Consider the following 23,469-nt stretch of genomic DNA (forward strand, 5'->3'; position numbering starts at 1 on the left):
CGTTAGCACTCAAGGGTAGAGAGTGATAACGACGCATAGCTATGGGGTGCAAATCCCCGAGTCAACAAGCTGTGATGGATTTTTTTCGACCCAGACCCTCAATCAGGCTGGTCCCAACTATAGGCCCAGTGCTTCAAGCCCTCCTGCCCCGCATCCGTCAGGGCATAAACACCTTTTTCAACCTTGTCGAACCAGCCGTAGTGATTGGTGCGCATCAGCCGAGTGGCTTCGGCTACGCCTGTCGACTTCGCGACCTCGGCCCCTTTGCAGGCGCCATGTTCGGCAAGATGTGCCGCGCATTTCAAAGCATCCTGGCGATAGGCGGTTACAATGCCGTGCCGTGTTGCGCCGCCAGAGTTCGGGTCGCCTTGCAGCCGATCAAACTCTCGCAGCATCCGGCCTGCCTTGACCTTGTTCTTGCGCGGAGCGTAGGGGCCAGGATCGCAATGCACCTCGACAGCTCCGTCCGCGCGCACGGTGATCAGGCCCAAGCCCAACCTGCGGCAGAGCGCCAGATTATCCCGCAACGCTCGACGCGCAGTGCGTCCGGTTGGCTTGCTGACCCCCAGATAGACCTGATCCGTGATCCTGAGCCGCGCGACGGCCTGGTGGAACAAAGCCAGCGAAAAGCGCAGCTTCAACTCGACGATCACCGGCTCGGACCCGTCGCGCAAGGCCATGATGTCGGCTGCGCCAACCTCACCTTTCACGGTATAGCCCTGCCTCTCGAACAATGCCTTGATGGGGGGATAAAGATCCTGCTCGCGCTCCATGGCCCAATGCTATGCGTTTCGTGTCGAAATACCAGATAGGTCGCCTTGAATATGCTGTATTTGGATGCCTAAATCTTATGTCGTCTGTTTGACCAACCGAGGAAGGACCGCCTATGCGCCTGATGGCCCTTTTTGGACTATTGCTTCTGCCCCTGACCGCACATGCCGCCTGCGAAGGTCACGACCTGCGGCCCTTGATGTCGGAAGAGGATCAGGCCGCCCTGCAACAATCCCTTGCCTCGGTCCCTTACCCCGAGGGCAATCACTGGATCGCCACCAAGGGCGACACGACCCTGCACCTGATCGGAACACTGCACACCAACGATGCACGGATGGGGCCGGTCGTCGAACGGCTGACACCCATCGTAGCCCATGCAGACGCGATCTATTTCGAGGTCACCGAGGCCAAAATGGAAGCGTTCGAGCAAGGCCTGGCCAATGACCTGAGCCCCGTGATGATCACCGAAGGCCCCACACTGATCGACCTGATGAGCGCCGAGGACTGGGCGGCCCTTTCGACTTCTTTGGCCGAGCGCGGCATTCCCAGCTGGATGGCGGCCAAAATGCGGCCCTGGTTTCTGAGCATGATGCTGGGCATCCCGCCCTGCCTGATGCGGAACCCGGATGCGAACCATGGCATGGATGCCCGCCTGACAGATGTGGCCGAGGCGCACGGGATTCCCCAACACTCGCTGGAGCGGATCGAAGACCTGATGGCGATGTTCGACACGCTTTCACTGGAACAACAGGTCGACTCGCTGGTCCGCTTGTCCGGAGCGATGCAGGCCGATGCAAACCACCTTGCCACCATGGCCAATGCGTATCTCGAGGAAAAACATGCGCAGATCCTGCAATTGGCCCGGATTCAGGGGTTCGAGGCCTCGGGCCTGTCGCAAGAGGATTACGACGCAGAATGGGCGCAGTTCGAACAACAATTGCTGGTAGATCGCAATAACAGTTGGATGGACCATATCCTGCGGATTCAGGATCAGACGGCCGTCATCGCGGTAGGTGCCGGGCATCTCAGCCAAACATATGGCTTGCTCTCGCTTCTGGAACGGGAAGGCTACACGCTGACGCGCGCGCCGTTCTGATTTCTCGGCAAGTCAGACCAACAGTCGCAGCGGCCCGCAAGCAGGTGACAAGCCCTGTCATGCGCCCTATAAGGCGCGCAAAATTTCCAATCCGCAGGACGCTGACATGACAACCCTAGTATTTGGTCACAAATCTCCCGACACCGATTCCACCGGCTCTCCGATCCTGTGGTCATGGTACCTGAACGAAGTCAAAGGCGAGCAGGCTGAACCCGTGCTGCTGGGCGAGCCCAACACCGAAGCCGCCTTCATGCTGCAGCGCTGGGACCTGCCCAAGCCGCGCATCATCGAAGACGTTGAAGCGGACGTTCCGGTTGTTATCGTCGACACCAACAACCCGGCAGAGCTGCCCGCCAGCGTCAACAGCGCCGACATCCGTGCCATCATCGACCACCACAAACTGGTTGGAGGTCTGGAAACCAAAGGCCCTATCGATATCACCGTTCGCCCTCTGGCCTGTACTGCGACCATCATGGTCGACCTGATGGGTGACGACGCCGCCAAGATGCCTGAAGCCATCAAAGGCGCAGCGCTGACTTGCATCCTGTCCGATACGCTGGAATTCCGCTCGCCCACCACCACCGCGCATGACCGCGAAGTGGCCGAGAAACTGGCCGCAGAACTGGGTCTGGATGTCTCGGCCTATGCGGCGGACATGTTCGCGGCAAAATCGGATGTGTCCTCGTTCTCGGATGCCGAACTGATCCGCATGGACAGCAAGGAATATGAAGTCGAAGGCACCAAGTTCCGCGTCTCCGTCCTGGAAACCACCGCTCCCGGCGTTGTTCTGGACCGCAAGGACAGCCTGGCCACGTCGATGGTTGACGTAGCAAAGGAAGACGGCGTCGATCAGGTGCTGCTGTTCGTCGTGGATATCCTTAACGAAGAGGCCACCCTGCTGGTCCCGAATGATCTGGTCAAAACCGTCGCCGAGAAAAGCTTCGGTGCATCGGTCGACGGCGACGCCGTAGTCCTGCCCGGCATCATGAGCCGGAAAAAGCAGATCATCCCGAACCTCAAGGTTTGATACCTGACCCAAGGGCGCCCCAAGCGGGCGCCTTTTTTTTGCGAGGCTCTGCCTCGCGCTCCGGGATATTTGTAGCCAGATGAAGTGCGGACCCCCTGCTTCTTCTGTTTCAAAATACCTCGGGGGAGTCGCGGCTCGCCGCGGCGGGGGCAGCGCCCCCTCTGGCAAATCCTGCCAAGCTCTGCCATAGGCTTGGCTGTCCGCAGACCATGCCAAAGGGAATCCCATGACCCAGATCATCTCCGCCCTCCACGAGATCTCCGATCGCTACAAAGTGCTTTTCGTCGACCTTTGGGGCTGTGTTCACAATGGGATCACTGCGTATCCAGAAGCGGTTGCCGCGCTGCAGACCTACCGCTCGGAGGGCGGTTTCGTTGTTCTGGTGACAAACTCACCAAAACCGCGCGCGGGCGTCGCCACGCAGCTTTCGCAGTTTAACGTCCCCGCCGACGCCTATGACACGATCGCCACAAGCGGAGATTCAGCCCGTTCAGCCATGTTCCGCGGCACGGTTGGCGAAAAGGTTTACTTCATGGGGGAATGGGAACGCGATGCGGGATTCTTCGAGCCCCTGAAGCTGTTGGACCATCCTGTTCATATCGAGCGCGTCCCTTTGGATCAGGCCGAGGGGATCGTATGCTGCGGGCCGTTTGATACGATGGCGGATCCCGACGTCAATCGCCCGGATTTCCTCTATGCCAAGCAAAAAGGCATGAAGCTGCTATGTGCGAACCCCGACATCGTGGTCGATCGGGGCGAAGTTCGCGAATGGTGCGCGGGCGCTTTGGCAAAGCTTTACACCGAGATGGGTGGCGAGAGCCTGTATTTCGGCAAACCCCATCCGCCGATCTATGATCTGGCGCGTCGTCGCGTGCAGGAAATGGATGTTGACGTCTCGGACTGCGACATTCTGGCTATCGGTGACGGCCCGCATACCGACATCCTTGGCGGCATGGGGGAGGGAATCGATACGCTCTTTATCTCAGGCGGGTTGGCCGCGGCTGAGACGAAAACGTCGCACCACCCCCACGCGGAATCCCTAAGCGACTATATAGAAAGGGAAAAGATCAATCCCACCTATACAATCGGGCGTTTGCGTTAGTCATTTTTCACTTGATTTTCTGCAGTTGCGAAGTAATAAAGTTGCCAACGGATGGCCGATGGTAGACTTTTATTACTCGGCGGATTTCAAGTGAGGGCACCATGTTGGACAATCTTCCACGCGGAACGATCTGTATTGAAGACATCGAGATGGGCATGTCCCGCCACCTGCGCAAAGTGGTGACGGATGAAGATATCGAGATGTTCGCTCAGGTCTCGACCGACCGGAACCCTGTGCATCTGGACGATGACTACGCCCGCGATACGATCTTTGAGGGTCGCATTGCGCATGGGATGCTGACGGCCGGGTTGATCTCGGCCGTGATTGGCGAGCAATTGCCCGGTCACGGGACGGTCTACATGGGTCAGTCGCTGAAGTTCCTGGCCCCGGTCCGCCCCGGCGACATGGTCTATGCCGAGGTCAAGGTGATCGACATTGATTTTGCCAAACGCCGCGTGAAGCTGGATTGTCACTGCGCAGTCGATGGCAAGAAGGTTCTGGTCGGCGAAGCTATGGTCCTTGCCCCATCGCGTAAGTTCGACTGAACGAGTAGACACGCATCCCTGTCGCAGGGGGGTTTAATCCCTGCAGCGATGACTAGCGCGCTGCGATGGTCATCGCTGAACCGAAGGACACACAGATCTGCACCATCCGAGCGGGTCGAATTGTCCGAAATTCTCGAAGGTCACGCTTGAACATACTGTTGATGAACAGTACCCAAAGCGCATGCAGATCATCCGGGACTTCCAGTATATCGAGCCAGAAGATCGCGGCGCCAGCGTGGCGATCGGGAACTTTGATGGCGTCCATGTGGGGCATCAGTCGGTTATCGAGCTGGCGCGCAATGCGGCTCCGAATGCGCCTCTGGGCGTGCTGACGTTTGAACCGCATCCGCGTGAGTATTTTGCGCCCGATGCGCCTCCGTTTCGATTGATGCGCGGGAACGCGCGGGCACACCGGCTTGAGAAGCTGGGTGTGCAAAAGCTTTATGAACTGCCCTTCAATGCCGCTTTGGCCGGGCTGACCCCCGAGGAATTCGCGCGCAATGTGATCTGCGACGGTTTGGGCTTGTCTCATATCGTTGTGGGTGCCGATTTCTGTTTTGGCAAAGGGCGGGTTGGAACGGCGCAGGATATGGTGCGCTTTGGCGAGCAAATGGGGTTCGGTGTGACCATCGCCCCCTTGATGGAGCGTTCCGAGAACGTCGTCTCTTCGACCGCGATCCGCACCGCGCTCAGCGAAGGCCGCCCCGGCGATGCGGCGACCATGCTGGGCCATTGGCACCGCATCGAAGGCGAGGTCATCGGCGGCGAGCAGCGCGGGCGCGAGCTGGGCTTTCCCACCGCTAATATGTCGATCGAGGGCCTGCACCCGCCAAAATTCGGTGTTTATGCCGTTCTGGTTGATGTTCTGGACGGCCCCAACAAGGGCTCCTACCAAGGCGCGGCGTCGATTGGCGTGCGACCGATGTTCAATGGTGAGGTCCCCAATATCGAGACCTTCCTGTTTGATTTCTCCGGCGATCTTTACGGCGCAACCCTCTCGGTCGGGTTGGTCGAATTCCTGCGGCCTGAATTGAAGTTCGATGGTCTGGACGGGCTGATCGCCCAGATGGATGCCGATTGCGCGAAGTCGCGCGAGATTCTGGCCGCGCGATGAGCGTGGATCCGATCAACCGCGCAGGTCTGTCTCCGCGCTTTTGGGAACGCAAACCCCTGCGCAAGATGAACCAACGCGAGTGGGAGGCGCTCTGTGATGGGTGCGGCAAGTGTTGCCTGAACAAGCTGGAAGACGAAGACACGGGCGAGGTCGCCCTGACCTGCGTCGCCTGCCGTCTTTTGGACGATGAAAGCTGCCGTTGCGCCCAATATGACATCCGGCACCAGTTCGTGCCCGAATGCATCGTCATGACGCCGGACAACATCGACTCGCACGCCTACTGGCTGCCCCAAACCTGCGCCTATCGCCTGCTGTGGGAGGGTAAGCCTTTGTATGATTGGCACCCCTTGCTGACTGGTACAGCTGACTCTGTGCATGCCGCCGGTGTCTCGGTTCAGGGGCGTACCGTGTCCGAGTTCGAGACCCCCATGGAAGAGTGGGAAGACTATATCATTGAGGAGCCGAGCTGATGTATTTTGCCTCTGACAACTCCGGGCCTGTCCATCCGCAGGTATTGGCAAAACTGACTGAGGCCAATCATGGCTATCAGATGGCCTATGGGGCTGACACGCTTATGAATGAGGTCCGGGACCGCCTTCGCAGCATTTTCGAAGCCCCCGGCGCGGCGGTCTATCTGGTGGCGACCGGAACGGCAGCGAATTCACTGGCTCTGGCCACCCTCTCCAACCCGTGGGAGACGATCTTCTGCTCTCCGGTCGCGCATATCCACGAGGATGAGTGCAATGCGCCGGAATTCTACAGTGGCGCCAAGCTGACCCTAGTGCCGGGCACTGACAAGATGACCCCCGAGGCGCTGCGCCGGACGATTTCCGTAGAAGAAACGCGTGGTGTGCATGGACCGCAACGGGGGCCGGTGTCCATCACACAAGTGACTGAGCGCGGGTCGGTTTATTCGCTGGAAGAATTGCAAGCGCTCTGTGCGGTTGCGAACGAGTATGACCTGCCGGTGCATCTGGATGGCGCGCGGTTTACGAATGCTCTTGTCGCGTTGGGATGTTCACCGGCGGAGATGACATGGAAGGCCGGTGTGGACGCGGTCAGCTTCGGTGGCACCAAGAACGGTTTGATGGGTGTCGAGGCGGTGATCTTCTTCGACGAATCCAAGGCATGGGAATTCGAGCTGCGCCGCAAACGCGGAGCGCATTTGTTCTCGAAACACCGATACCTGTCTGCCCAGATGTCGGCTTATCTGGAAGAGGATCTTTGGCTGACATCAGCGCGCCAGGCGAATGCAAACTGTGCTCGTCTGGCTGAGGGTCTTCGGGCGAAAGGAGCCGATTTCCTGCATGAGCCGCAGGCCAACATGATTTTCGCCTCCTTCCCGCGCGCCAAGCACCGCCAGCTTCATGCGGCGGGCGCGGTCTATCACCTGTGGGGGGCGCAGTTGGAAGGCGCGGATGAGGCAGAACCTCTGCCCTGCCGTCTGGTCTGCGACTGGTCGATCAGCCATGAACAGATCGACCAGTTCCTATCCCATCTGTAGGCTCAGCCTTTCAACTCGGCCAAATGTTGGTCGAGGTCGTCAAGGCTGTCCTGCCCCCAGAACCGCTGACCATCCGGCGTGATGTAGAAGGGCGCGCCGAAGGCGCCGCTCTCCACGGCCTCTTCCAGATTGGCAGCGTAGGTCTCGGCCCCCACCAACAGGCCGCTATCGGCCAGATCGGGATCGAACCCAGCTTGCGTCAGGCAATCACGGATCACGTCGTCCTGCGCAACGTCTTTCTCTTCAGCCCAACAGGCCCGCAGCAGGGATTGGCACAGTTTACCTACATCCCCCGATCCATCTTTGGCCGCCGCAATCACAGCGTAAGAGGACGGAGCGATATTGGTCGGCCAATGCGCCGGTTTCAGGTTGAACGGTACGCCTAACTTTTTCGCGACCCGCACCAGATTCTGTGCGCGGTATTCAATGCGGGAAATATGCCGGTCTTTTGGTGGCGTGCCGCCCGTGCGCCCGAAAAGCGCCATGATGTCCAGTGGTTTGTAATTGATCGTCGCACCATGCTTGGCTGCGATCTCCTCCAGCCGTGTGCCCGCCAGATAGGTATAGGGTGAAATTGTCGCAAAATAGTAGTCAATCTGGGTCATCTGCACTTTCTCCGCTGCGTTGTCTTTGCGGAACGGTAAGGCCATGCTAAGCGGTGTCAACATCACGAATCTGTCACATTGCCAACGCTGCCCGGGGACTCCAGCCGATGCCGACACTCCACGAACCCAAGCTGATTGCTGGGAACGCTAACCTTCCGCTTGCCGAAACCATATCACGCCGCATGAGCCTGTATCGCGGCGTTGATCAGGGTCTGGTCGACGCCCGCGTCGAGCGCTTCAACGATGGCGAGATCTTCGTCGAGGTGTTCGAAAACGTCCGTGGCGAGGATATGTTCATTATCCAACCGACCTCAAACCCGGCGAATGACAACCTGATGGAGCTGCTTATCATCGCCGATGCGCTTCGTCGCTCGTCCGCGCAACGCATCACCGCCGTGATCCCTTACTTTGGCTACGCCCGTCAGGACCGCCGCACCAAGGCGCGCACACCGATCTCGGCCAAGCTGGTCGCCAACATGCTGACCGGCGCAGGGATCGAGCGGGTTCTGACGATGGACCTGCACGCGGCCCAGATTCAGGGCTTTTTCGACATCCCGGTGGACAACCTCTACGCCTCACCGATCTTTGCGCTAGATGTGAAAAACCAATTCAAAGACAATATGGACGAGATCATGGTGGTATCACCCGACGTCGGCGGCGTGGCCCGTGCGCGCGAACTTGCCAAGCGGATCGAAGCCCCCCTGTCGATCGTCGACAAACGCCGAGAAAAAGCCGGTGAAGTGGCCGAGATGACCGTCATCGGCGATGTTAAAGACAAGATCTGCCTGATCGTCGATGACATGTGCGACACTGCCGGCACCCTGTGCAAAGCGGCGCAGGTGCTGCTGGACAACGGCGCGAAAGAGGTCCACTCCTACATCACTCACGGCGTCATGAGCGGACCCGCGGTTGAACGTGTGACGAATTCGGTGATGAAATCTCTGGTTCTGACCGACACGATCCAGCCGACAGATGCGATCCTGAAAGCCAAAAACATCCGCATCGTGCCGACCGCGCCGATCTTTACCCAGGCCATCCTGAACATTTGGAACGGTACCAGCGTCTCGTCCCTGTTCGAGGACAAGACCCTGACCCCGATCTACGAATCCATGTACCAGATGGACTGACCTGACAGGGCGGCTTGCGATAGCCGCCCTTTTCTTTTCAGCAGCGGCGGATTAGGACGCCCCTGCCCTATCTCTACCACCATACAGCGGGACAGCGTTCTTATGACTGACACCAAACGCGTCGTTCTTTCCAGCGACCACGCCGCCATCGACCTGCGTCAGACCCTAGCCGCACATATCGCCCAAGCCGGGTGGGAGGTCGTCGATATCGGCCCCACCACGCCTGAAAGCACGCATTACCCTCTGCACGGCAAGGCTGCGGCTGAACGTGTCGCCTCGGGCGATTGTGCGTTGGGTATTCTGCTGTGTGGCACAGGCCAGGGGATCATGATGGCAGCGAACAAGGTTCCGGGTATCCGCTGTGGCGTCTGCTCGGATTCGTTCTCGGCCCGGATGATCCGCCAGCACAACAACGCCAACATGTTGTCCATCGGTGCGCGCGTCATTGGCGAGGGTCAGGCCCTCGATATCGTTGACGCGTTTCTGACGGCCGAGTTCGAAGGCGGCCGCCATGCAACACGCGTGGACATGATCGAAGACTGATCAAAGCATTGGCCCGCATGACCTGCGGGCCATGGCACCGGCCTCATGAGATGTCCCAATCATCCTCATGGGCAACTTCACCAATAGCCGTCCATGAGGCGCGGATACGCGCGATCTTCGTGTCGGACCAAGTTCGAAACACAGCCGTGAACCCTTCGGCCGTGATCTCTTCGGCCTGCACCTCGGCGCGCAGTGCCGAGGAAGTATCCACATCCCACAAAGACACTCCGATCTGGATCAACGGAGCTGACCGGAACGACTGGCTGAATTTCACCGGGGAACGACGCTCACGCGGGCCGTTGCCTGTCCACATGTCGCCGCCGTTGGAAAAGTCCGAGAACAGAACCGTCTCGCCTTGGTCAATACCTATAGGATGGGTTCGAAAAGTCTTCATATTATTATGTCTTTAACTCGTAATTACCGGAACTTATTCCACAGTTATCTCACAATCACGACAAAAAAACGGCCCCGCAAAAGCGAGGCCGTTCAATTCTTCTGCAGGTGAACCTGTTACAGGCTCATATGCGTTCCAAGGGCTTCCATATCGGCCAGCAGCTTGGCGGCTTCGTCGACGATGGACTGATCATCGCCTTCCTTGGCCGCATCATGCGAGGCACGCGCGTCGGCGATCAGGTCATCGAGATGCGACCGGGTCACTTCGGCAACCGGAATGGCCTTTTCGGCCAGAACCGACAGGCCATCACCGTTGATCTGAGCAAACCCGCCGGTCACCAGATATTCACTGGTGCCTTCGGGCGCGTCGACCTTCAGGATGCCCGGGCGCAGCGTCGTGATCGTAGGGGCATGATCGGGCATTGCCGTCATGTCCCCGTCCGCGCCGGGTAGCTGGACCGCGGTGGCCGCGAGCGAAGCGAGGCTCCGCTCGGGGCTGACGAGGTCGAATTGCATTGTATTTGCCATCAGGGATACTCCTTAGGCGGCTTCTGCGGCCATCTTCTCCGCTTTGGCGATCACTTCGTCGATCCCACCAACCATCAGGAAGGCCGCTTCGGGCAGGTGATCGTATTCGCCAGCCACAACAGCTTTGAACGATGCGATGGTCACGTCCAGAGGAACCTGAACGCCGGGCGAACCGGTGAAGACTTCGGCCACGTCGAACGGCTGCGACAGGAAGCGCTCGATCTTACGGGCACGGGCAACGGTCAGTTTGTCTTCCTCTGACAGTTCGTCCATGCCGAGGATGGCGATGATGTCCTGCAGCGACTTGTAGCGCTGGAGGATCTGCTGAACGTCGGTAGCAACCGCGTAGTGCTCCTCACCCACAATCGCGGGGTCCAGCAGACGCGAGGACGAGTCGAGCGGGTCAACCGCAGGGTAGATACCCTTTTCCGAGATCGCACGGTTCAGAACGGTGGTCGCGTCCAAGTGCGCAAACGAGGTTGCTGGCGCGGGGTCGGTCAGGTCGTCCGCAGGCACGTAGATCGCCTGCACCGAGGTGATCGAGCCCGACTTGGTCGAGGTGATGCGTTCCTGCAGAGCACCCATGTCGGTGGCCAGTGTCGGCTGGTAGCCCACAGCGGACGGAATACGACCCAGCAGAGCCGAAACCTCGGAACCCGCCTGTGTGAAGCGGAAGATGTTGTCGACGAAGAACAGAACGTCGGTACCGGACTGGTCGCGGAACTGCTCGGCCAGGGTCAGACCTGTCAGAGCAACACGTGCACGCGCACCCGGAGGTTCGTTCATCTGACCGTAAACCAGCGCAACCTGCGATTCCGACAGGTTGTCAGGCTTAATAACGTTCGATTCGATCATCTCGTGGTACAGGTCGTTCCCTTCACGGGTCCGTTCACCAACACCCGCGAACACCGAGAAGCCCGAGTGCACTTTTGCGATGTTGTTGATCAGTTCCATGATCAGAACTGTCTTACCAACGCCGGCGCCGCCAAACAGGCCGATTTTACCGCCTTTGGCGTAAGGGGCCAGCAGGTCAACAACCTTGATACCGGTCACCAGGATTTCTGACTCGGTCGACTGTTCGTCGAACTCAGGTGCGGGCTGGTGGATCGCGCGGGCTTCAGTTGCTTCAACCGGGCCTTTTTCGTCGATCGGCTCGCCGACAACGTTCAGGATGCGGCCCAGAGTTGCGTTACCAACCGGAACCGAGATCGGTGCGCCGGTGTCGGTTACAACTTCGCCGCGGACCAGACCTTCGGTCGCGTCCATCGCGATGGTGCGGACGGTGTTTTCACCCAGGTGCTGAGCAACTTCCAACACCAGGCGCTTGCCGTTGTTGGTGGTTTCCAGCGCGTTCAGAATTTCAGGCAGCTGATCTTCGAACTGCACGTCGACGACGGCCCCGATGATCTGTGTGACTTTGCCTTTTGCATTCGCCATGTTTCGTCTCCGGTTTTCTTACAGCGCTTCGGCGCCGGAAATAATTTCAATCAGCTCGTTGGTGATCACGGCCTGACGTGAGCGGTTGAACTGGATGGTCAGCTTGTCGATCATCTCACCCGCGTTGCGTGTCGCGTTGTCCATCGCGGACATCCGTGCGCCCTGTTCAGACGCTCCGTTTTCGAGAAGAGCCGAGAAGATCGCGGTCGCAACCCCCTTGGGCAGCAGGTCGGCCAGAATGGCCTCTTCGCTGGGCTCGTAGTCGAAGATTGCACCGCTGTCGTCACCTGCCGCTTCGTCTTCGAACGAGGCGGGGATAACCTGCTGTGCCGTCGGGATCTGGGTCACAACGTTGACGAACTTCGAGTAGAAGATCGTGGCAACATCGAACTCACCCGCATCGAAGCGAGACAGGACGTCCTTCGCGATGTCTTGCGCATTGGTGTAGCCAATACGTTTGACTTCGCTCAGGTCGACATGACCTACGAACAAATCGCCCAGATCGCGCTTGAGCGCGTCGCGGCCTTTTTTGCCAACGGTCAGAACTTTGACCGTTTTGCCTTTGCCGCGCAGCTCTTCAGCTTTGGCACGGGCCAGCTTGGCGATGTTCGCGTTGAAGCCGCCACATAGGCCGCGTTCAGCTGTCATCACAACCAGCAGATGGACATCATCACTGCCCGTACCACGGAGCAGCTTGGGGGCGCTGTCACTGCCCCCGACCGAAGCCGCCAGCCCCGCCATCACGGCATTGAACCGCTCGGCATAGGGGCGCGAGGCTTCAGCAGATTCCTGGGCGCGGCGCAGTTTTGCAGCCGCGACCATCTGCATGGCCTTGGTGATCTTGCGGGTCGATTTGACCGACTCGATCCTGTTTTTAAGGTCCTTCAGACTAGGCATCGGAACCTCCTCTTATGCGAAGGTCGCGGCAAATTCGTCGATCGCTGCCTTGATCTTGTCGGACGCTTCACCTTTGATCTTCGGATCTTCGTCGGTGAGCCATGTCAGCAGGTCAGCGTGCTTACCGCGCAGGTGCGCCAGCAGACCGGCCTCATAGCGGCCAACATCCGATACGTCGATCTTGTCGAGGTAACCGTTGGTACCCGCGAATATGACGCAGACGATTTCCGCGTTGGTCAGCGGCGAGTACTGCGGCTGTTTCATAAGCTCGGTCAGACGGGCACCACGGTTCAGCAGCTGCTGAGTTGCGGCGTCGAGGTCCGAACCAAACTGCGCAAACGCAGCCATTTCGCGGTACTGAGCCAGTTCCAATTTCACCGGACCAGCAACCGATTTCATCGCGTTGGTCTGAGCCGAGGAGCCCACACGCGAAACCGACAGACCGGTGTTCACAGCAGGACGGATACCTTGGTAGAACAGCTCGGTTTCCAGGAAGATCTGACCGTCGGTGATCGAGATCACGTTGGTCGGAATAAACGCCGAAACGTCACCACCCTGGGTTTCGATAACCGGAAGAGCGGTCAGCGAGCCTGCACCGAAATCTTCGTTCAGCTTCGCCGAACGCTCCAGCAGACGGGAGTGGAGGTAGAAAACGTCACCCGGATAGGCTTCACGGCCCGGCGGGCGGCGCAGCAGCAGGGACATCTGACGATAGGACACAGCCTGCTTGGACAGGTCATCATAGATGATCAGCGCGTGGCGGCCATTGTCGCGGAAGTATTCCGCCATCGCGGTCGCGGCGTAGGGCGCCAGGAACTGCATCGGCGCCGGGTCAGACGCGGTCGCGGCAACAACGATCGAGTATTCAATCGCGCCGGACTCTTCCAGTTTCTTCACCAGCTGCGCAACGGTCGAGCGCTTCTGACCGACCGCAACGTAAACGCAGTAAAGTTTCTTCGACTCGTCGTCGCCTGCTGCGTCGTTGTAAACTTTTTGGTTCAGAATGGTGTCCAGAGCAACGGCAGTTTTACCGGTCTGACGGTCACCAATGATCAACTCACGCTGGCCACGGCCGATCGGGATCATCGCGTCAACTGATTTCAGGCCGGTTGCCATCGGCTCGTGCACCGATTTACGCGGGATGATGCCGGGGGCTTTAACGTCTGCAACGCCACGCTTGGTTGCGTTGATCGGGCCTTTGCCGTCCAGCGGGTTGCCCAGACCGTCTACAACCCGGCCCAGCAGCTCGTCACCGATCGGAACGTCCACGATCGAGTTGGTACGCTTGACGGTGTCACCTTCTTTGATGTCACGGTCAGAACCGAAGATAACGACACCAACGTTGTCGCTTTCCAGGTTCAGCGCCATGCCCATGATGCCACCGGGGAACTCGACCATCTCACCGGCTTGCACGTTGTCCAGGCCGTATACACGGGCAATCCCGTCACCGACGCTCAGCACGCGGCCGATCTCGGCCACTTCGGCTTCCTGACCAAAATTCTTGATCTGGTCCTTCAGGATTGCAGAAATCTCTGCAGCTTGGATTCCCATTTATCCGACCTCTTTCATTGCATTCTGTAGGGAGTTCAGCTTCGAACGGATCGAGCTATCGATCATTTTCGAGCCCACTTTAACGACAAGACCGCCGATGAGGCTTTCATCCACGGTCGCATTGATAGTCACGGTCTTGCCCACACGCTCGGACAGCGTCTTGGACAGTTTTTCCATTTGCGTCTTGGTCAGCGCCTTGGCCGAGGCGACATCGGCGGTCACTTCGCCGCGCTCTTCGGCCAGCATGTCGCGCAGGACCTGCACCAGCTGCGGCACCACAAACAGGCGACGCTTCTGCGCCATCAGACCCAGCGTGTTGCGCAGGATGGCGTTCAGGCCCATCTTATCAGCAACAGCGGCAATGGCGTTTTCCTGTTCGGCGCGGGAAACCAGCGGAGATGCGATCAGGTCGCGCAGATCGGCGCTTTCGCCCAGTGCAGCTGCAAGATCATTGATGCCGGATTCCAGACCTGCAAGGTCTTTGTTCTCTTTTGCGATCTCGAAAATCGCGGTGGCATAGCGCTCGGCGATGCCTGTGGAAATCGAAGCTGGTTCGGACACGTCCACCCTTCCGATACTTAGGCCCCGAAAACCGCGCGCGCAGCCAACCCGGGGGCGTGAAGATACCCCGTCCTTGAAGGGCGGGGATCAAAATCACCGGGGATGTATCAGAGGTGCTTCCACCAAGCAATACGCGATAGCGGTAACTGAATTATCCACAAATCGTTAGTTTTCATAAGCTTAACCCAAGTGCGACCGTTTGGACCCCTTGGCGCAGTTGAAAAATGTTACTGATTTGCAGGTTTTTGCGATTCCTGTGACCTTTTTCCCGCATTTTTTCCCGATGACTGCGCGGAATCGTCACGCCGGCTTCAGCAAACCGTCCAGCGCCTTGATCGGACGTTTCACCTTGTCCTTGGTGACCGTACCGCTTGGCGGACGGATCAGCTTGCTGACCTCAACCATCAGTACGCCTCCGGCCATTATGGTAGGAATGCGCTGGCCAGTTTTTTCGATCAGGCTACCCGATTTCAGCCAGAACCGTCGGAACGAGGGCGGTAGATACAGCGCGGAACAGTGGTTTTCAGGCACGAAATGATGGCTGCGCAGAAGGTTCTCGAGTTGCGTGGCCGAATATGGGTGACCAAATCCGAACGGTGTCCGGTCGGACCGCGACCACAGCCCCGCCCGGTTCGGCACTACAAAAAGCGCTCTGCCCCCTGGCCCCAACACGCGCCAGCATTCCTCAAGCACCTTGCTGGGCTGTTCCGAGGTCTCAAGCCCGTGCATCACCACCAGCTTGTCCACGTGGCCCGTCTCAATCGGCCAAAGCGTCTCTTCGGTCAGGACGGACACATTGGGCATCCCGGCAGGCCAGGGCATCACCCCCTGAGGACCCGGCATCAATCCGATAACCCGCCGCGCGTCGGCGAGGTAGGGCCGCAGAAGAGGGACCGCAAAGCCAAATCCGGCCACCGTCTGGCCCTTCGCCTCGGGCCAGAGGTCGATCAGCCGACCACGAATCGCAGCCTGCGCCGCACGGCCCAGCGTGCTGCGATAGTAGAAATTCCTCAGATCCTGCACATCAAGATGCATTGCGGACACCCGGTCAATCGGCTTAGCTGAGGCGCAGTCTAGCAACGAAAGGGCAAAAGGCCATGCCTCTTGAGATCGTAACCATCCCATGTCTCAGCGATAATTACGCGTTTCTTGCGCATGATGCCGAAAGCGGAGCGACCGCGCTGATCGACGCACCCGAAGCCGGGCCCATCCTGGCCAAGTTGGAGGCGCGCGGCTGGACCCTCAGCCATGTCTTGCTAACTCACCACCACTGGGATCATGTAGACGGACTGCCCGGAATTCTTGAAAAACACCCAGCCAAGGTGATCGGAGCCGCCGCCGATGCACACCGCCTGCCCCAGCTCGACCAACAAGTCAGCGATGGCGATAGCTTTGAGTTTGCGGGCGAGCCAGTTCAGGTGATGGATGTCTCGGGGCACACTTTAGGCCACGTCGCCTATTACATGCCGCAAAGTGCCGCTGTCTTCACTGCGGATAGCCTGATGGCGCTGGGATGCGGGCGCTTATTCGAAGGCACGCCAGAGCAGATGTGGCGTTCGCTTAGCAAACTTGCGGCGCTGCCGGACAACACGCTCGTATGTTCGGGCCACGAGTACACCCAGTCTAACGCCAAATTCGCCGTAACCGTCGACCCAACCAACACGGCGCTACAACAGCGCGTCGTCGATATCGACCGCGCGCGCGCCGCAGGGCAGCCCACGGTGCCCTCGAAACTGGGTCTGGAAAAGGCAACCAACCCGTTCCTTCGCGCCGAAGATCCGGCGATTCTGGCCCATTTGGGCATGGAAGGCGCAGACCCGGTCGCTGTTTTTGCCGAGATCAGGGGTAGAAAAGACAATTTCTGATGCCTATTTGACCATCCTCACGGCCACTCTCACAACAAATGTGACTGTCAAGTGAAAGAAAACCCTTGAAGCCGGGCGTCGATCAACCAAACTCTAATAGTATGAGGACATGGTTGGGATGGGGATCCGGCCGCAAGCCTGCCCCCTTCTGACCCAAGACAGAGGAGCACCCGCGTGCCTTCATTCTCGAGCACTTTGGAACAAGCCATTCACGCAGCTCTGGCAGCGGCGAATGAACGGCGACATGAGTTTGCTACGTTAGAGCATCTACTACTGGCGCTATTGGAAGAGCCTGACGCAATCCGGGTCATGAAAGCCTGCAGCGTCGATCTGGACGAATTGCGCAGCACATTGGTCGAATTCATTGATGAGGATCTTTCGAACCTCGTCACCGATATCGACGGGTCCGAGGCCGTGCCAACGGCAGCATTCCAGCGCGTCATTCAGCGCGCGGCCATTCATGTGCAAAGCTCGGGCCGGACTGAGGTCACAGGTGCCAACGTACTGGTCGCCATCTTCGCCGAACGCGAAAGCAACGCCGCTTATTTCCTGCAGGAACAGGACATGACCCGGTATGACGCGGTCAATTTCATCGCGCACGGCGTCGCGAAAGACCCGGCCTATGGCGAAAGCCGCTCGGTCTCGGGCGCGGATCAGGCCGAGGATGAGGTGCAGGCCACCGCGAGCGACGAAGATCAAAAAGAAAGCGCCTTGGGCAAATATTGCGTCGATCTGAACGCCAAGTCGCGCGCAGGCGATGTGGACCCGCTGATCGGTCGCGCCGATGAGGTCGAGCGCTGCATTCAGGTGCTATGCCGCCGGCGCAAGAATAACCCATTGCTGGTGGGCGACCCGGGTGTAGGCAAGACGGCGATTGCCGAAGGCTTGGCGCATAAGATCGTAGCCGGTGAAGCCCCGGATGTACTGTCGAACACCACCATTTACTCTCTCGACATGGGCGCGCTGCTGGCCGGAACCCGCTATCGCGGCGATTTCGAAGAGCGTCTCAAAGCGGTTGTGACCGAGTTGGAAGATCACCCAGATGCGGTGCTGTTCATCGACGAAATCCACACCGTGATCGGTGCCGGGGCGACCTCGGGCGGGGCCATGGACGCCTCGAACCTCCTGAAGCCAGCGCTTCAGGGGGGCAAGCTGCGCACCATGGGGTCAACCACTTACAAAGAGTTCCGTCAGCATTTCGAAAAGGACCGCGCGCTGAGCCGCCGGTTCCAGAAGATCGACGTGAACGAGCCTTCGGTTGAAGACAGCGTTAAGATCCTGCGCGGTCTGAAGCCCTATTTCGAAGAGCATCACGCCATCAAATACACCGCGGATGCGATCAAAACCGCTGTGGAACTCTCGGCGCGCTATATCAATGACCGTAAACTGCCGGACAAGGCGATCGACGTCATCGACGAAGCGGGTGCCGCGCAGCATTTGCTGGCCGAAAGCAAGCGCCGCAAGACAATCGGTGTGAAGGAGATTGAGGCCGTTGTCGCCAAGATCGCCCGCATACCGCCGAAGAACGTCACCAAGGACGATGCGGTGGTTCTTAAAGACCTCGAAGCCTCGCTCAAGCGTGTGGTCTTTGGTCAGGATGACGCCATTGTGGCCTTGGCCAGCGCGATCAAACTGGCGCGCGCCGGGCTGCGGGAGCCTGAGAAGCCCATCGGCAACTACCTGTTCGCCGGTCCGACCGGTGTGGGTAAGACCGAGGTGGCGAAACAGCTGGCCGATAATCTGGGCGTGGAACTGCTGCGCTTCGACATGTCGGAATATATGGAGAAACACGCGGTCAGCCGTCTGATCGGGGCGCCTCCGGGCTATGTCGGGTTCGACCAGGGCGGTCTACTGACCGACGGCGTCGACCAACATCCGCATTGTGTACTGCTGCTCGATGAAATCGAGAAGGCGCATCCGGACGTGTTCAACATCCTGTTGCAGGTGATGGACCATGGCGAGCTGACCGATCACAATGGCCGCACAGTGAACTTCCGTAACGTGGTGCTGATCATGACTTCGAACGCGGGTGCACAGGAACAGGCGAAGGCCGCCATCGGCTTTGGCCGTGACCGTCGCGAGGGCGAAGACACCGCCGCGATCGAGCGGACGTTTACGCCGGAATTCCGCAACCGCCTGGACGCGGTGATCTCGTTCGCGCCGCTACCGAAAGAGGTCATCCTGCAGGTGGTCGAGAAGTTCGTTCTGCAGCTTGAGGCGCAACTTCTGGATCGCGGCGTGACTATCGACCTGACGCCCAAGGCCGCCGCATGGCTGGCCGACAAAGGCTATGACGACAAGATGGGCGCCCGTCCTCTGGGCCGCGTGATCCAGGAACACATCAAGAAGCCTCTGGCCGAAGAGTTGCTGTTTGGCAAACTCGCCAAGGGCGGTGTTGTTCGTGTCTCGGTCAAGAAAGGAGATCTACACTTGGATATCCTCGGCCCCGATCAGCCGCGTATTCCGGGCAACAAGCCTCCACTTTTGACGGCGGATTGATTGCAGATCATCGAATCAGAAAAACCCGCCAGTGTTTGGCGGGTTTTTTCATGTCGAAAACCCTTGTGGTCAAAGTCCGTTTGTCACAGCCCAGTTTGGATTTGACGCGCTGAAGCAGTATTGGCGACGGCCCATTTTCTCCGAACCGCCCAATAGCCGGATAGCAGGCTGGACGCATAGCGCATTCCTAGCTGACCTTGAAACAACGCCGACAGCACAGCGATGCTCAGATCGCGGGCTTTACGCAGCCTCCCCGCTTTGGTCGGCCTAAAGTACTCAAAATCGATGAACCTGATCTGCTGCCCGTCCCAGCACATATCGCGAAAGGCAGGGCGGCCATGGGCAATATCTGACGCATGAAGCCGCGCCAAGGCCCGGCCTGCGGCGCGACAGGCTGTTTGTTTTTTGAAAAGCTCACGGGAACGATCACCGCAAAACCGGGTCAGGCTGAGACCCGCATCCTCGACGGCGATGAAATCCGAACCCTCGGCCAAGATGCGCGGCACCGGCACGCCTTTGTTCCACAAATAGCGATGCGACGTCCGATCACTGGCAAACGCCGCCTGAGGGCAGCCTTTGACCAGCCAGAGATGGGGTGCAAAGCGCTCAACCCGTTTAAGCCAGAACTTGTCTCCGCCCGCGGTCTGGCACAACACCACCCGTCGGTATGAAGCTCGCAAAACCGTTTCAACCGTTTGGTACAGGTCTGCTACCCTATGGGCCACGCGCGTCTCCTCTCAACCTATGACAGTAATCTAGGTTTGAGGTGGGTGTGTTTCATCGGGTGCAGGCGGCAAATCCAGATCGCAAAGGCGGTTTTTCGCCACGCGAGGGGTTTAGCGCTCGGTCAGTTTCAACTCAATCCGTCGGTTCTGTGCCCGCGCCTCGGGCGTGTCTTCCGGGTTAACTGGTTGGAACTCTCCGAACCCGTTGGCGGCCAAGCGATTGGGTGGGATGCCCAGCGCTTCGACCATATAGCGCACCACGGAGAGCGCCCGCCCCTGGCTCAGTTCCCAGTTGTCGCGATACCGACCCGACCCGGCCAAGGGCACGTTGTCGGTGTGGCCATCCACCCGGATCACCCAGTTCAGACCTTCCGGGATTTCGGCAGCAACTGTGCGGAGGATCTCAGCGACTTTGGCGACCTCCTGCCGGCCTTCCAGCGACAACACGGCAGAACCTGTGGCGAACAGAACCTCAGAGGAGAACACGAACCGGTCGCCTTCGATCCGCACGCCATCCTGATCGCCCAACACGTCACGGAGGCGGCCGAAGAATTCCGACCGATAGCGCTGCAAATCCTCGGCCTGCGCCGCGAGTTCCTCATTCTGTCCGGCCAGTGCTTCGGCCTCAGCCTCAAGGCGTTGACGCTCGGCCTCTTCCAGCAGGCGGCGGCGGCGTTCCTCGGATGCGGCGCGCGCCAGAGCCGCATTCAGGTCTTGCCCCAGTGACTGGATTTGAATTTCGGCGGCCGTATTGCGGTCCTCGTAGTCATCCAGCAGCGCCTGCAACGATCCCAACTGTCCGCGCAATGCTGCGATTTGCTGGTTCAACAAAGCGGCCTCGCGCTGCGCCTTTTCTGAGACCGCCTGTTCCGCCGAAAGCGTCTCGCGGGCCACGGCCAGCAACGCATCGCGCTGTTCGGCCAGGGAACGCTGGGATGCTGCATCTTCCTGCGCCTCGGCCTGCGCTGCCAGAGCGGCCTGCAACTGGGCCTCCAGCTCTTCCGCATTCAACTCGCCAAACTGTCGTTCCAGTTCTGCGCGGGCAGCATTCGCAGCAGCCAAAAGGGTCAGGGTATCCTCAGCCTCTTTGCGCTGCGCCTCAAGCGCTAGGGTCATGGCGGTCAGTTCCGCATCGGCGTTCTGAAGGCGATCCCTCAGAGCTTCGGCAGCGGCGGCCTCCGCCAGCCTGCCAGCCTCTTCCGCACTCAGCTGATCTTCGAGTTGAGCGATCTGTGCGGCGCGTTCTTCGCCGCTTTGTTCCAGATCGGCAACCAGAGCCTCCAGCGCCTCACGGCGGGCAGCGGCAAGGCGGGCAGCTTCGGCCTGAGCGTCAATTTCTTCGCGGCTTTGCGCCAAGGCCTGGTTCAGACTGTCGCGTTCGCCCAAAAGATCCGCCCGTTGCGTCTCAAGCGCCGCAATCGCGTCTTGCGCCCGCGCCTGGTCAGCCAACAGCGCCGCGACCTGAGCCTCGAACCCAGTAATCTGGCTTTGCGCCTCAGCCAGACTATCTTCCGTTTCGGTCAGTGTGGCATTTAAGGCCCCCAACCGCGCTTGCAGGCGGCTGTTTTCTCGTTCCTCCAACCCTAGAGCACCAGCCAGTGCGGCAACCTCATCCGCAAGGGTCGTCAGCTCATCCTCCTGACCCGAGATCGTTTCACGTAGCACGAATTGGATGACCATGAAGATGGTCAGTACGAAGGTCAAAACCATCAACAGACCCGTCATCGCATCGACGAAACCGGGCCAGACCGAGCCCTGGAACCGTTGACCAGTGCGGCGGGAGAGGGCCATGGGTTATTCCCCCTCGTGCGTGGTTCGAACCGCGCCGCGTGGCAGGGTCAGAGCCTTCACTAGCAGTTCGATATCCTTGCGGAATTCGTTCATGCTGTCCTGACGACCGGCGGAGATCTCTTCGAGGATGCGCAGCAACTGAACATCCATCGACCGCAGGCGCATCCGACTTTCTGCATCGATGCCCTCGCCCGCCCCGTGTTCGCGCATGTGATCCAGCAAGGCGTCCTGCCCCAAAGCAACACGCTCCAACGCGGCGGCAACGCCTTCGTTGCCCGCCTGACGCTGGTTCATCTGCCCTATGACAGTGACCAATTGACCAAGCTTGTTGGACACGTCGGCCCGCTCGGCCTCCTGCGCCGAGAACAGATCCTGTAGCGCGTTCATTTGATCCGACATCGCGTCCAGAACAGGCGCCAGAACGGCGACCTCAGCCCCACCGTCCTCGCCTGAGGCGAATCCGACCCGAGTGATGCCCGACAGCCATTCCTCAAGCTCGCGGTAGAAACGGTTCTGACCATGACCGGCGAAGACCTCCAACAGGCCCACGATCAATGAACCGGCAAGACCCAGCAAGGATGAGCCAAACGCAACGCCCATCCCCTGCAGCTGCGCTTCAAGGCCCGTCATCAAACGGTTGAAAACGGCCAGCCCTTCTTCCCCTTCTTGTGGGTTCAGGCTGCGGATGGTGTCGACAATGGCTGGCACTGTTGTGGCAAGGCCAAAGAACGTCCCCAACAGACCAAGATAGATCAGAACGTTGGTGATGTAGCGGGTGATCTCACGCTCTTCTTCCACCCGTTCCGCAACCGAATCCAGAATGGACCGGGTCGAGGTGGAACTGATCTGCGACCGCGCACCGCGTTCGCGCAGCAGCGAGGCCAATGGCGCAAGCAATTGAGGGGTGCGCGCGTCCTCATGCACGACGCCGCCCACAAAGGCCTCGATCCAGCGGACCGAGCCGATCAGCTGCGCGACCTGATAAAAACAGGCAAAGACGCCGATAATGAACACCAGCAGAATAAAGCCGTTCAGATAGGGGTTGGCAAAGAAGACCGGCAGCACATAGGGCAGCGCCAGAAACACCCCGAGGCCCGACAGGCCGATTGCGATCAGCATCAGAAGAATCTGCCTGATCGGTTGCGAGAAATGCGGTCTCGCGCCCTGTTGTGCCTGCGCCATGCGCGTTATTCCTGGTTCTGCCTGCTCTGGCCTGAATCTAGCGAAAAGACGCCGATGACGCCAAGGGTTTATGCGGTGATGCTGCGCACCCGTTGCGACAACCACTCAAGATCGGGATCGTGCAGGCCGATCTCGGCCAGATGCTCGGTGGTGTTATGCAGATATTCTGTGTTTGGACCGCGCCCTCCAACGGCATGGGCGATGATCTGAGCCTGCTCTTCCAATGGCATGCCGCCGCAATACTGTACGTGATCGGCATCAATCACATAGGTTACGGCATTTACGACCTCACCATTGTCCAGATGCACGTCCAGCATCTTTTCGACATAGGCCGACGAGATCAGCTCGCGCTCACGCAGTTCGTGAAGGGTGCGGTCCTCATGCCCAGCTTCCACGGCCAGCGCCAAACCTTTGCAATGCGCCTCAGGCTGTTCGTCCAAAGCCAGCACAAGGCCGGGGTGATCCTCGGTGCCGCGATGGTGGATCGAACTCATGCAGAAAGAGCGCGCATATCCGTGCAGCATCGCAAGCTCGGTGCGTGCCACGGGAAAGCCCGGGTTCCACAGTAGCGATCCATATCCGAAAACCCACATCGTCATTGCTCTG

General features: G+C 59.2%; 24 protein-coding genes. 11 read left to right on the top strand and 13 right to left on the bottom strand.

All coding sequences use genetic code 11. The features are described 5' to 3' along the window. Positions 1-98: 98 nt before the first annotated feature. Complete coding sequence (locus tag ACR0I8_RS16635; protein WP_170555856.1) at positions 99-773, bottom strand: DUF2161 domain-containing phosphodiesterase; 675 nt, start codon at positions 771-773, stop codon at positions 99-101. 113 nt (positions 774-886) lie between these two features. Here ACR0I8_RS16635 and ACR0I8_RS16640 point away from each other — a divergent pair, with 113 nt between their 5' ends. The 7 genes from ACR0I8_RS16640 to ACR0I8_RS16670 all read left to right on the top strand — a co-directional run bounded on the left by ACR0I8_RS16640 (position 887) and on the right by ACR0I8_RS16670 (position 7,159). After that, positions 887-1,867 carry a TraB/GumN family protein gene (locus ACR0I8_RS16640; protein WP_170689248.1) on the top strand — a complete coding sequence of 327 codons (981 nt, stop codon included), beginning with the start codon at positions 887-889 and terminating at the stop codon, positions 1,865-1,867. Between the two features lie 106 nt (positions 1,868-1,973). Next, on the top strand, positions 1,974-2,894 hold the full coding sequence (locus ACR0I8_RS16645) for a manganese-dependent inorganic pyrophosphatase (RefSeq protein ID WP_170689247.1): 921 nt from the start codon (positions 1,974-1,976) through the stop codon (positions 2,892-2,894). A 226-nt stretch (positions 2,895-3,120) separates the two neighbouring features. Continuing rightward, a complete protein-coding gene (locus tag ACR0I8_RS16650) occupies positions 3,121-3,996 on the top strand; it encodes a TIGR01459 family HAD-type hydrolase (RefSeq protein ID WP_170689246.1) in 876 nt (291 codons plus the stop codon). Positions 3,997-4,097: 101 nt separating this feature from the next. Further along, entirely contained in the window at positions 4,098-4,541 is a 444-nt protein-coding gene (locus ACR0I8_RS16655) for a MaoC family dehydratase (RefSeq protein WP_074736482.1), read from the top strand. Between the two features lie 181 nt (positions 4,542-4,722). Then, complete coding sequence (locus ACR0I8_RS16660) at positions 4,723-5,655, top strand: bifunctional riboflavin kinase/FAD synthetase (RefSeq protein WP_170637495.1); 933 nt, start codon at positions 4,723-4,725, stop codon at positions 5,653-5,655. Next, entirely contained in the window at positions 5,652-6,125 is a 474-nt protein-coding gene (locus ACR0I8_RS16665) for a YcgN family cysteine cluster protein (RefSeq protein ID WP_170689245.1), read from the top strand. The genes ACR0I8_RS16660 and ACR0I8_RS16665 overlap by 4 nt, the downstream gene beginning before the upstream one ends. Further along, positions 6,125-7,159 (top strand): beta-eliminating lyase-related protein, encoded by a 1,035-nt coding sequence (locus tag ACR0I8_RS16670; RefSeq protein ID WP_170689244.1) that lies wholly within the window; start codon positions 6,125-6,127, stop codon positions 7,157-7,159. Before ACR0I8_RS16665 ends, ACR0I8_RS16670 begins: the two co-directional genes overlap by 1 nt. A gap of 2 nt (positions 7,160-7,161) precedes the next feature. Here ACR0I8_RS16670 and ACR0I8_RS16675 read toward each other — a convergent pair whose 3' ends face one another. Continuing rightward, the gene (locus tag ACR0I8_RS16675; RefSeq protein ID WP_170689243.1) at positions 7,162-7,764 is read right to left on the bottom strand and encodes a 2-hydroxychromene-2-carboxylate isomerase; all 603 of its coding nucleotides are present in this window, start codon (positions 7,762-7,764) and stop codon (positions 7,162-7,164) included. A 107-nt stretch (positions 7,765-7,871) separates the two neighbouring features. Here ACR0I8_RS16675 and ACR0I8_RS16680 point away from each other — a divergent pair, with 107 nt between their 5' ends. After that, positions 7,872-8,891, top strand: a complete 1,020-nt coding sequence (locus tag ACR0I8_RS16680; RefSeq protein ID WP_170637503.1) for a ribose-phosphate pyrophosphokinase — start codon at positions 7,872-7,874, stop codon at positions 8,889-8,891. A gap of 102 nt (positions 8,892-8,993) precedes the next feature. Continuing rightward, a complete protein-coding gene (gene rpiB, locus ACR0I8_RS16685) occupies positions 8,994-9,434 on the top strand; it encodes a ribose 5-phosphate isomerase B (protein WP_170680348.1) in 441 nt (146 codons plus the stop codon). Positions 9,435-9,477: 43 nt separating this feature from the next. Here rpiB and ACR0I8_RS16690 read toward each other — a convergent pair whose 3' ends face one another. The 7 genes from ACR0I8_RS16690 to ACR0I8_RS16720 all read right to left on the bottom strand — a co-directional run bounded on the left by ACR0I8_RS16690 (position 9,478) and on the right by ACR0I8_RS16720 (position 15,836). Further along, positions 9,478-9,828 carry an H-type lectin domain-containing protein gene (locus tag ACR0I8_RS16690; protein WP_170374626.1) on the bottom strand — a complete coding sequence of 117 codons (351 nt, stop codon included), beginning with the start codon at positions 9,826-9,828 and terminating at the stop codon, positions 9,478-9,480. Between the two features lie 116 nt (positions 9,829-9,944). Continuing rightward, a complete protein-coding gene (locus ACR0I8_RS16695) occupies positions 9,945-10,355 on the bottom strand; it encodes a F0F1 ATP synthase subunit epsilon (RefSeq protein ID WP_170374624.1) in 411 nt (136 codons plus the stop codon). 12 nt (positions 10,356-10,367) lie between these two features. After that, positions 10,368-11,792 carry a F0F1 ATP synthase subunit beta gene (gene atpD, locus ACR0I8_RS16700; RefSeq protein ID WP_170460468.1) on the bottom strand — a complete coding sequence of 475 codons (1,425 nt, stop codon included), beginning with the start codon at positions 11,790-11,792 and terminating at the stop codon, positions 10,368-10,370. Between the two features lie 18 nt (positions 11,793-11,810). Next, a complete protein-coding gene (locus ACR0I8_RS16705; RefSeq protein ID WP_170374620.1) occupies positions 11,811-12,689 on the bottom strand; it encodes a F0F1 ATP synthase subunit gamma in 879 nt (292 codons plus the stop codon). A gap of 12 nt (positions 12,690-12,701) precedes the next feature. Beyond that, positions 12,702-14,240, bottom strand: a complete 1,539-nt coding sequence (gene atpA / locus ACR0I8_RS16710; protein ID WP_170374618.1) for a F0F1 ATP synthase subunit alpha — start codon at positions 14,238-14,240, stop codon at positions 12,702-12,704. Further along, the gene (locus ACR0I8_RS16715) at positions 14,241-14,801 is read right to left on the bottom strand and encodes a F0F1 ATP synthase subunit delta (protein ID WP_170374616.1); all 561 of its coding nucleotides are present in this window, start codon (positions 14,799-14,801) and stop codon (positions 14,241-14,243) included. A gap of 300 nt (positions 14,802-15,101) precedes the next feature. Beyond that, positions 15,102-15,836, bottom strand: coding sequence for a class I SAM-dependent methyltransferase (locus tag ACR0I8_RS16720; protein WP_170374614.1), 735 nt, complete (start codon positions 15,834-15,836; stop codon positions 15,102-15,104). A 62-nt stretch (positions 15,837-15,898) separates the two neighbouring features. Here ACR0I8_RS16720 and gloB point away from each other — a divergent pair, with 62 nt between their 5' ends. Both gloB and clpA read left to right on the top strand, forming a co-directional pair. Continuing rightward, on the top strand, positions 15,899-16,666 hold the full coding sequence (gene gloB / locus ACR0I8_RS16725; RefSeq protein WP_170689242.1) for a hydroxyacylglutathione hydrolase: 768 nt from the start codon (positions 15,899-15,901) through the stop codon (positions 16,664-16,666). A gap of 174 nt (positions 16,667-16,840) precedes the next feature. Next, a complete protein-coding gene (gene clpA, locus ACR0I8_RS16730) occupies positions 16,841-19,165 on the top strand; it encodes an ATP-dependent Clp protease ATP-binding subunit ClpA (RefSeq protein ID WP_170374610.1) in 2,325 nt (774 codons plus the stop codon). 83 nt (positions 19,166-19,248) lie between these two features. Here clpA and ACR0I8_RS16735 read toward each other — a convergent pair whose 3' ends face one another. The 4 genes from ACR0I8_RS16735 to ACR0I8_RS16750 form a co-directional block, all read right to left on the bottom strand. Then, positions 19,249-19,890 carry a phosphotransferase gene (locus ACR0I8_RS16735; RefSeq protein ID WP_170374608.1) on the bottom strand — a complete coding sequence of 214 codons (642 nt, stop codon included), beginning with the start codon at positions 19,888-19,890 and terminating at the stop codon, positions 19,249-19,251. Between the two features lie 111 nt (positions 19,891-20,001). Beyond that, positions 20,002-21,681: a peptidoglycan -binding protein gene (locus ACR0I8_RS16740; protein ID WP_170689241.1), complete on the bottom strand. Its 1,680-nt coding sequence runs from the start codon at positions 21,679-21,681 to the stop codon at positions 20,002-20,004. Positions 21,682-21,684: 3 nt separating this feature from the next. Then, complete coding sequence (locus tag ACR0I8_RS16745; RefSeq protein WP_170689240.1) at positions 21,685-22,863, bottom strand: biopolymer transporter ExbB; 1,179 nt, start codon at positions 22,861-22,863, stop codon at positions 21,685-21,687. 68 nt (positions 22,864-22,931) lie between these two features. Further along, complete coding sequence (locus tag ACR0I8_RS16750) at positions 22,932-23,462, bottom strand: gamma-glutamylcyclotransferase (RefSeq protein ID WP_170689239.1); 531 nt, start codon at positions 23,460-23,462, stop codon at positions 22,932-22,934. Positions 23,463-23,469 lie beyond the last annotated feature (7 nt).

The sequence above is a fragment of the Ruegeria sp. BG9 genome, assembly GCF_056538305.1.

Coding starts and splice junctions, on each gene's coding strand:
- ACR0I8_RS16640 (WP_170689248.1), top strand. CDS start 887: ATGCGCCTGATGGCCCTTTTTGGACTATTGCTTCTGCCCCTGACCGCA.
- ACR0I8_RS16740 (WP_170689241.1), bottom strand. CDS start 21,681: ATGGCCCTCTCCCGCCGCACTGGTCAACGGTTCCAGGGCTCGGTCTGG.
- ACR0I8_RS16750 (WP_170689239.1), bottom strand. CDS start 23,462: ATGACGATGTGGGTTTTCGGATATGGATCGCTACTGTGGAACCCGGGC.
- ACR0I8_RS16665 (WP_170689245.1), top strand. CDS start 5,652: ATGAGCGTGGATCCGATCAACCGCGCAGGTCTGTCTCCGCGCTTTTGG.
- atpD (WP_170460468.1), bottom strand. CDS start 11,792: ATGGCGAATGCAAAAGGCAAAGTCACACAGATCATCGGGGCCGTCGTC.
- atpA (WP_170374618.1), bottom strand. CDS start 14,240: ATGGGAATCCAAGCTGCAGAGATTTCTGCAATCCTGAAGGACCAGATC.
- ACR0I8_RS16720 (WP_170374614.1), bottom strand. CDS start 15,836: ATGCATCTTGATGTGCAGGATCTGAGGAATTTCTACTATCGCAGCACG.
- ACR0I8_RS16655 (WP_074736482.1), top strand. CDS start 4,098: ATGTTGGACAATCTTCCACGCGGAACGATCTGTATTGAAGACATCGAG.
- ACR0I8_RS16675 (WP_170689243.1), bottom strand. CDS start 7,764: ATGACCCAGATTGACTACTATTTTGCGACAATTTCACCCTATACCTAT.
- ACR0I8_RS16645 (WP_170689247.1), top strand. CDS start 1,974: ATGACAACCCTAGTATTTGGTCACAAATCTCCCGACACCGATTCCACC.
- ACR0I8_RS16660 (WP_170637495.1), top strand. CDS start 4,723: ATGCAGATCATCCGGGACTTCCAGTATATCGAGCCAGAAGATCGCGGC.
- ACR0I8_RS16670 (WP_170689244.1), top strand. CDS start 6,125: ATGTATTTTGCCTCTGACAACTCCGGGCCTGTCCATCCGCAGGTATTG.
- ACR0I8_RS16745 (WP_170689240.1), bottom strand. CDS start 22,863: ATGGCGCAGGCACAACAGGGCGCGAGACCGCATTTCTCGCAACCGATC.
- gloB (WP_170689242.1), top strand. CDS start 15,899: ATGCCTCTTGAGATCGTAACCATCCCATGTCTCAGCGATAATTACGCG.
- ACR0I8_RS16680 (WP_170637503.1), top strand. CDS start 7,872: ATGCCGACACTCCACGAACCCAAGCTGATTGCTGGGAACGCTAACCTT.
- rpiB (WP_170680348.1), top strand. CDS start 8,994: ATGACTGACACCAAACGCGTCGTTCTTTCCAGCGACCACGCCGCCATC.
- ACR0I8_RS16695 (WP_170374624.1), bottom strand. CDS start 10,355: ATGGCAAATACAATGCAATTCGACCTCGTCAGCCCCGAGCGGAGCCTC.
- ACR0I8_RS16650 (WP_170689246.1), top strand. CDS start 3,121: ATGACCCAGATCATCTCCGCCCTCCACGAGATCTCCGATCGCTACAAA.
- ACR0I8_RS16690 (WP_170374626.1), bottom strand. CDS start 9,828: ATGAAGACTTTTCGAACCCATCCTATAGGTATTGACCAAGGCGAGACG.
- ACR0I8_RS16635 (WP_170555856.1), bottom strand. CDS start 773: ATGGAGCGCGAGCAGGATCTTTATCCCCCCATCAAGGCATTGTTCGAG.
- ACR0I8_RS16705 (WP_170374620.1), bottom strand. CDS start 12,689: ATGCCTAGTCTGAAGGACCTTAAAAACAGGATCGAGTCGGTCAAATCG.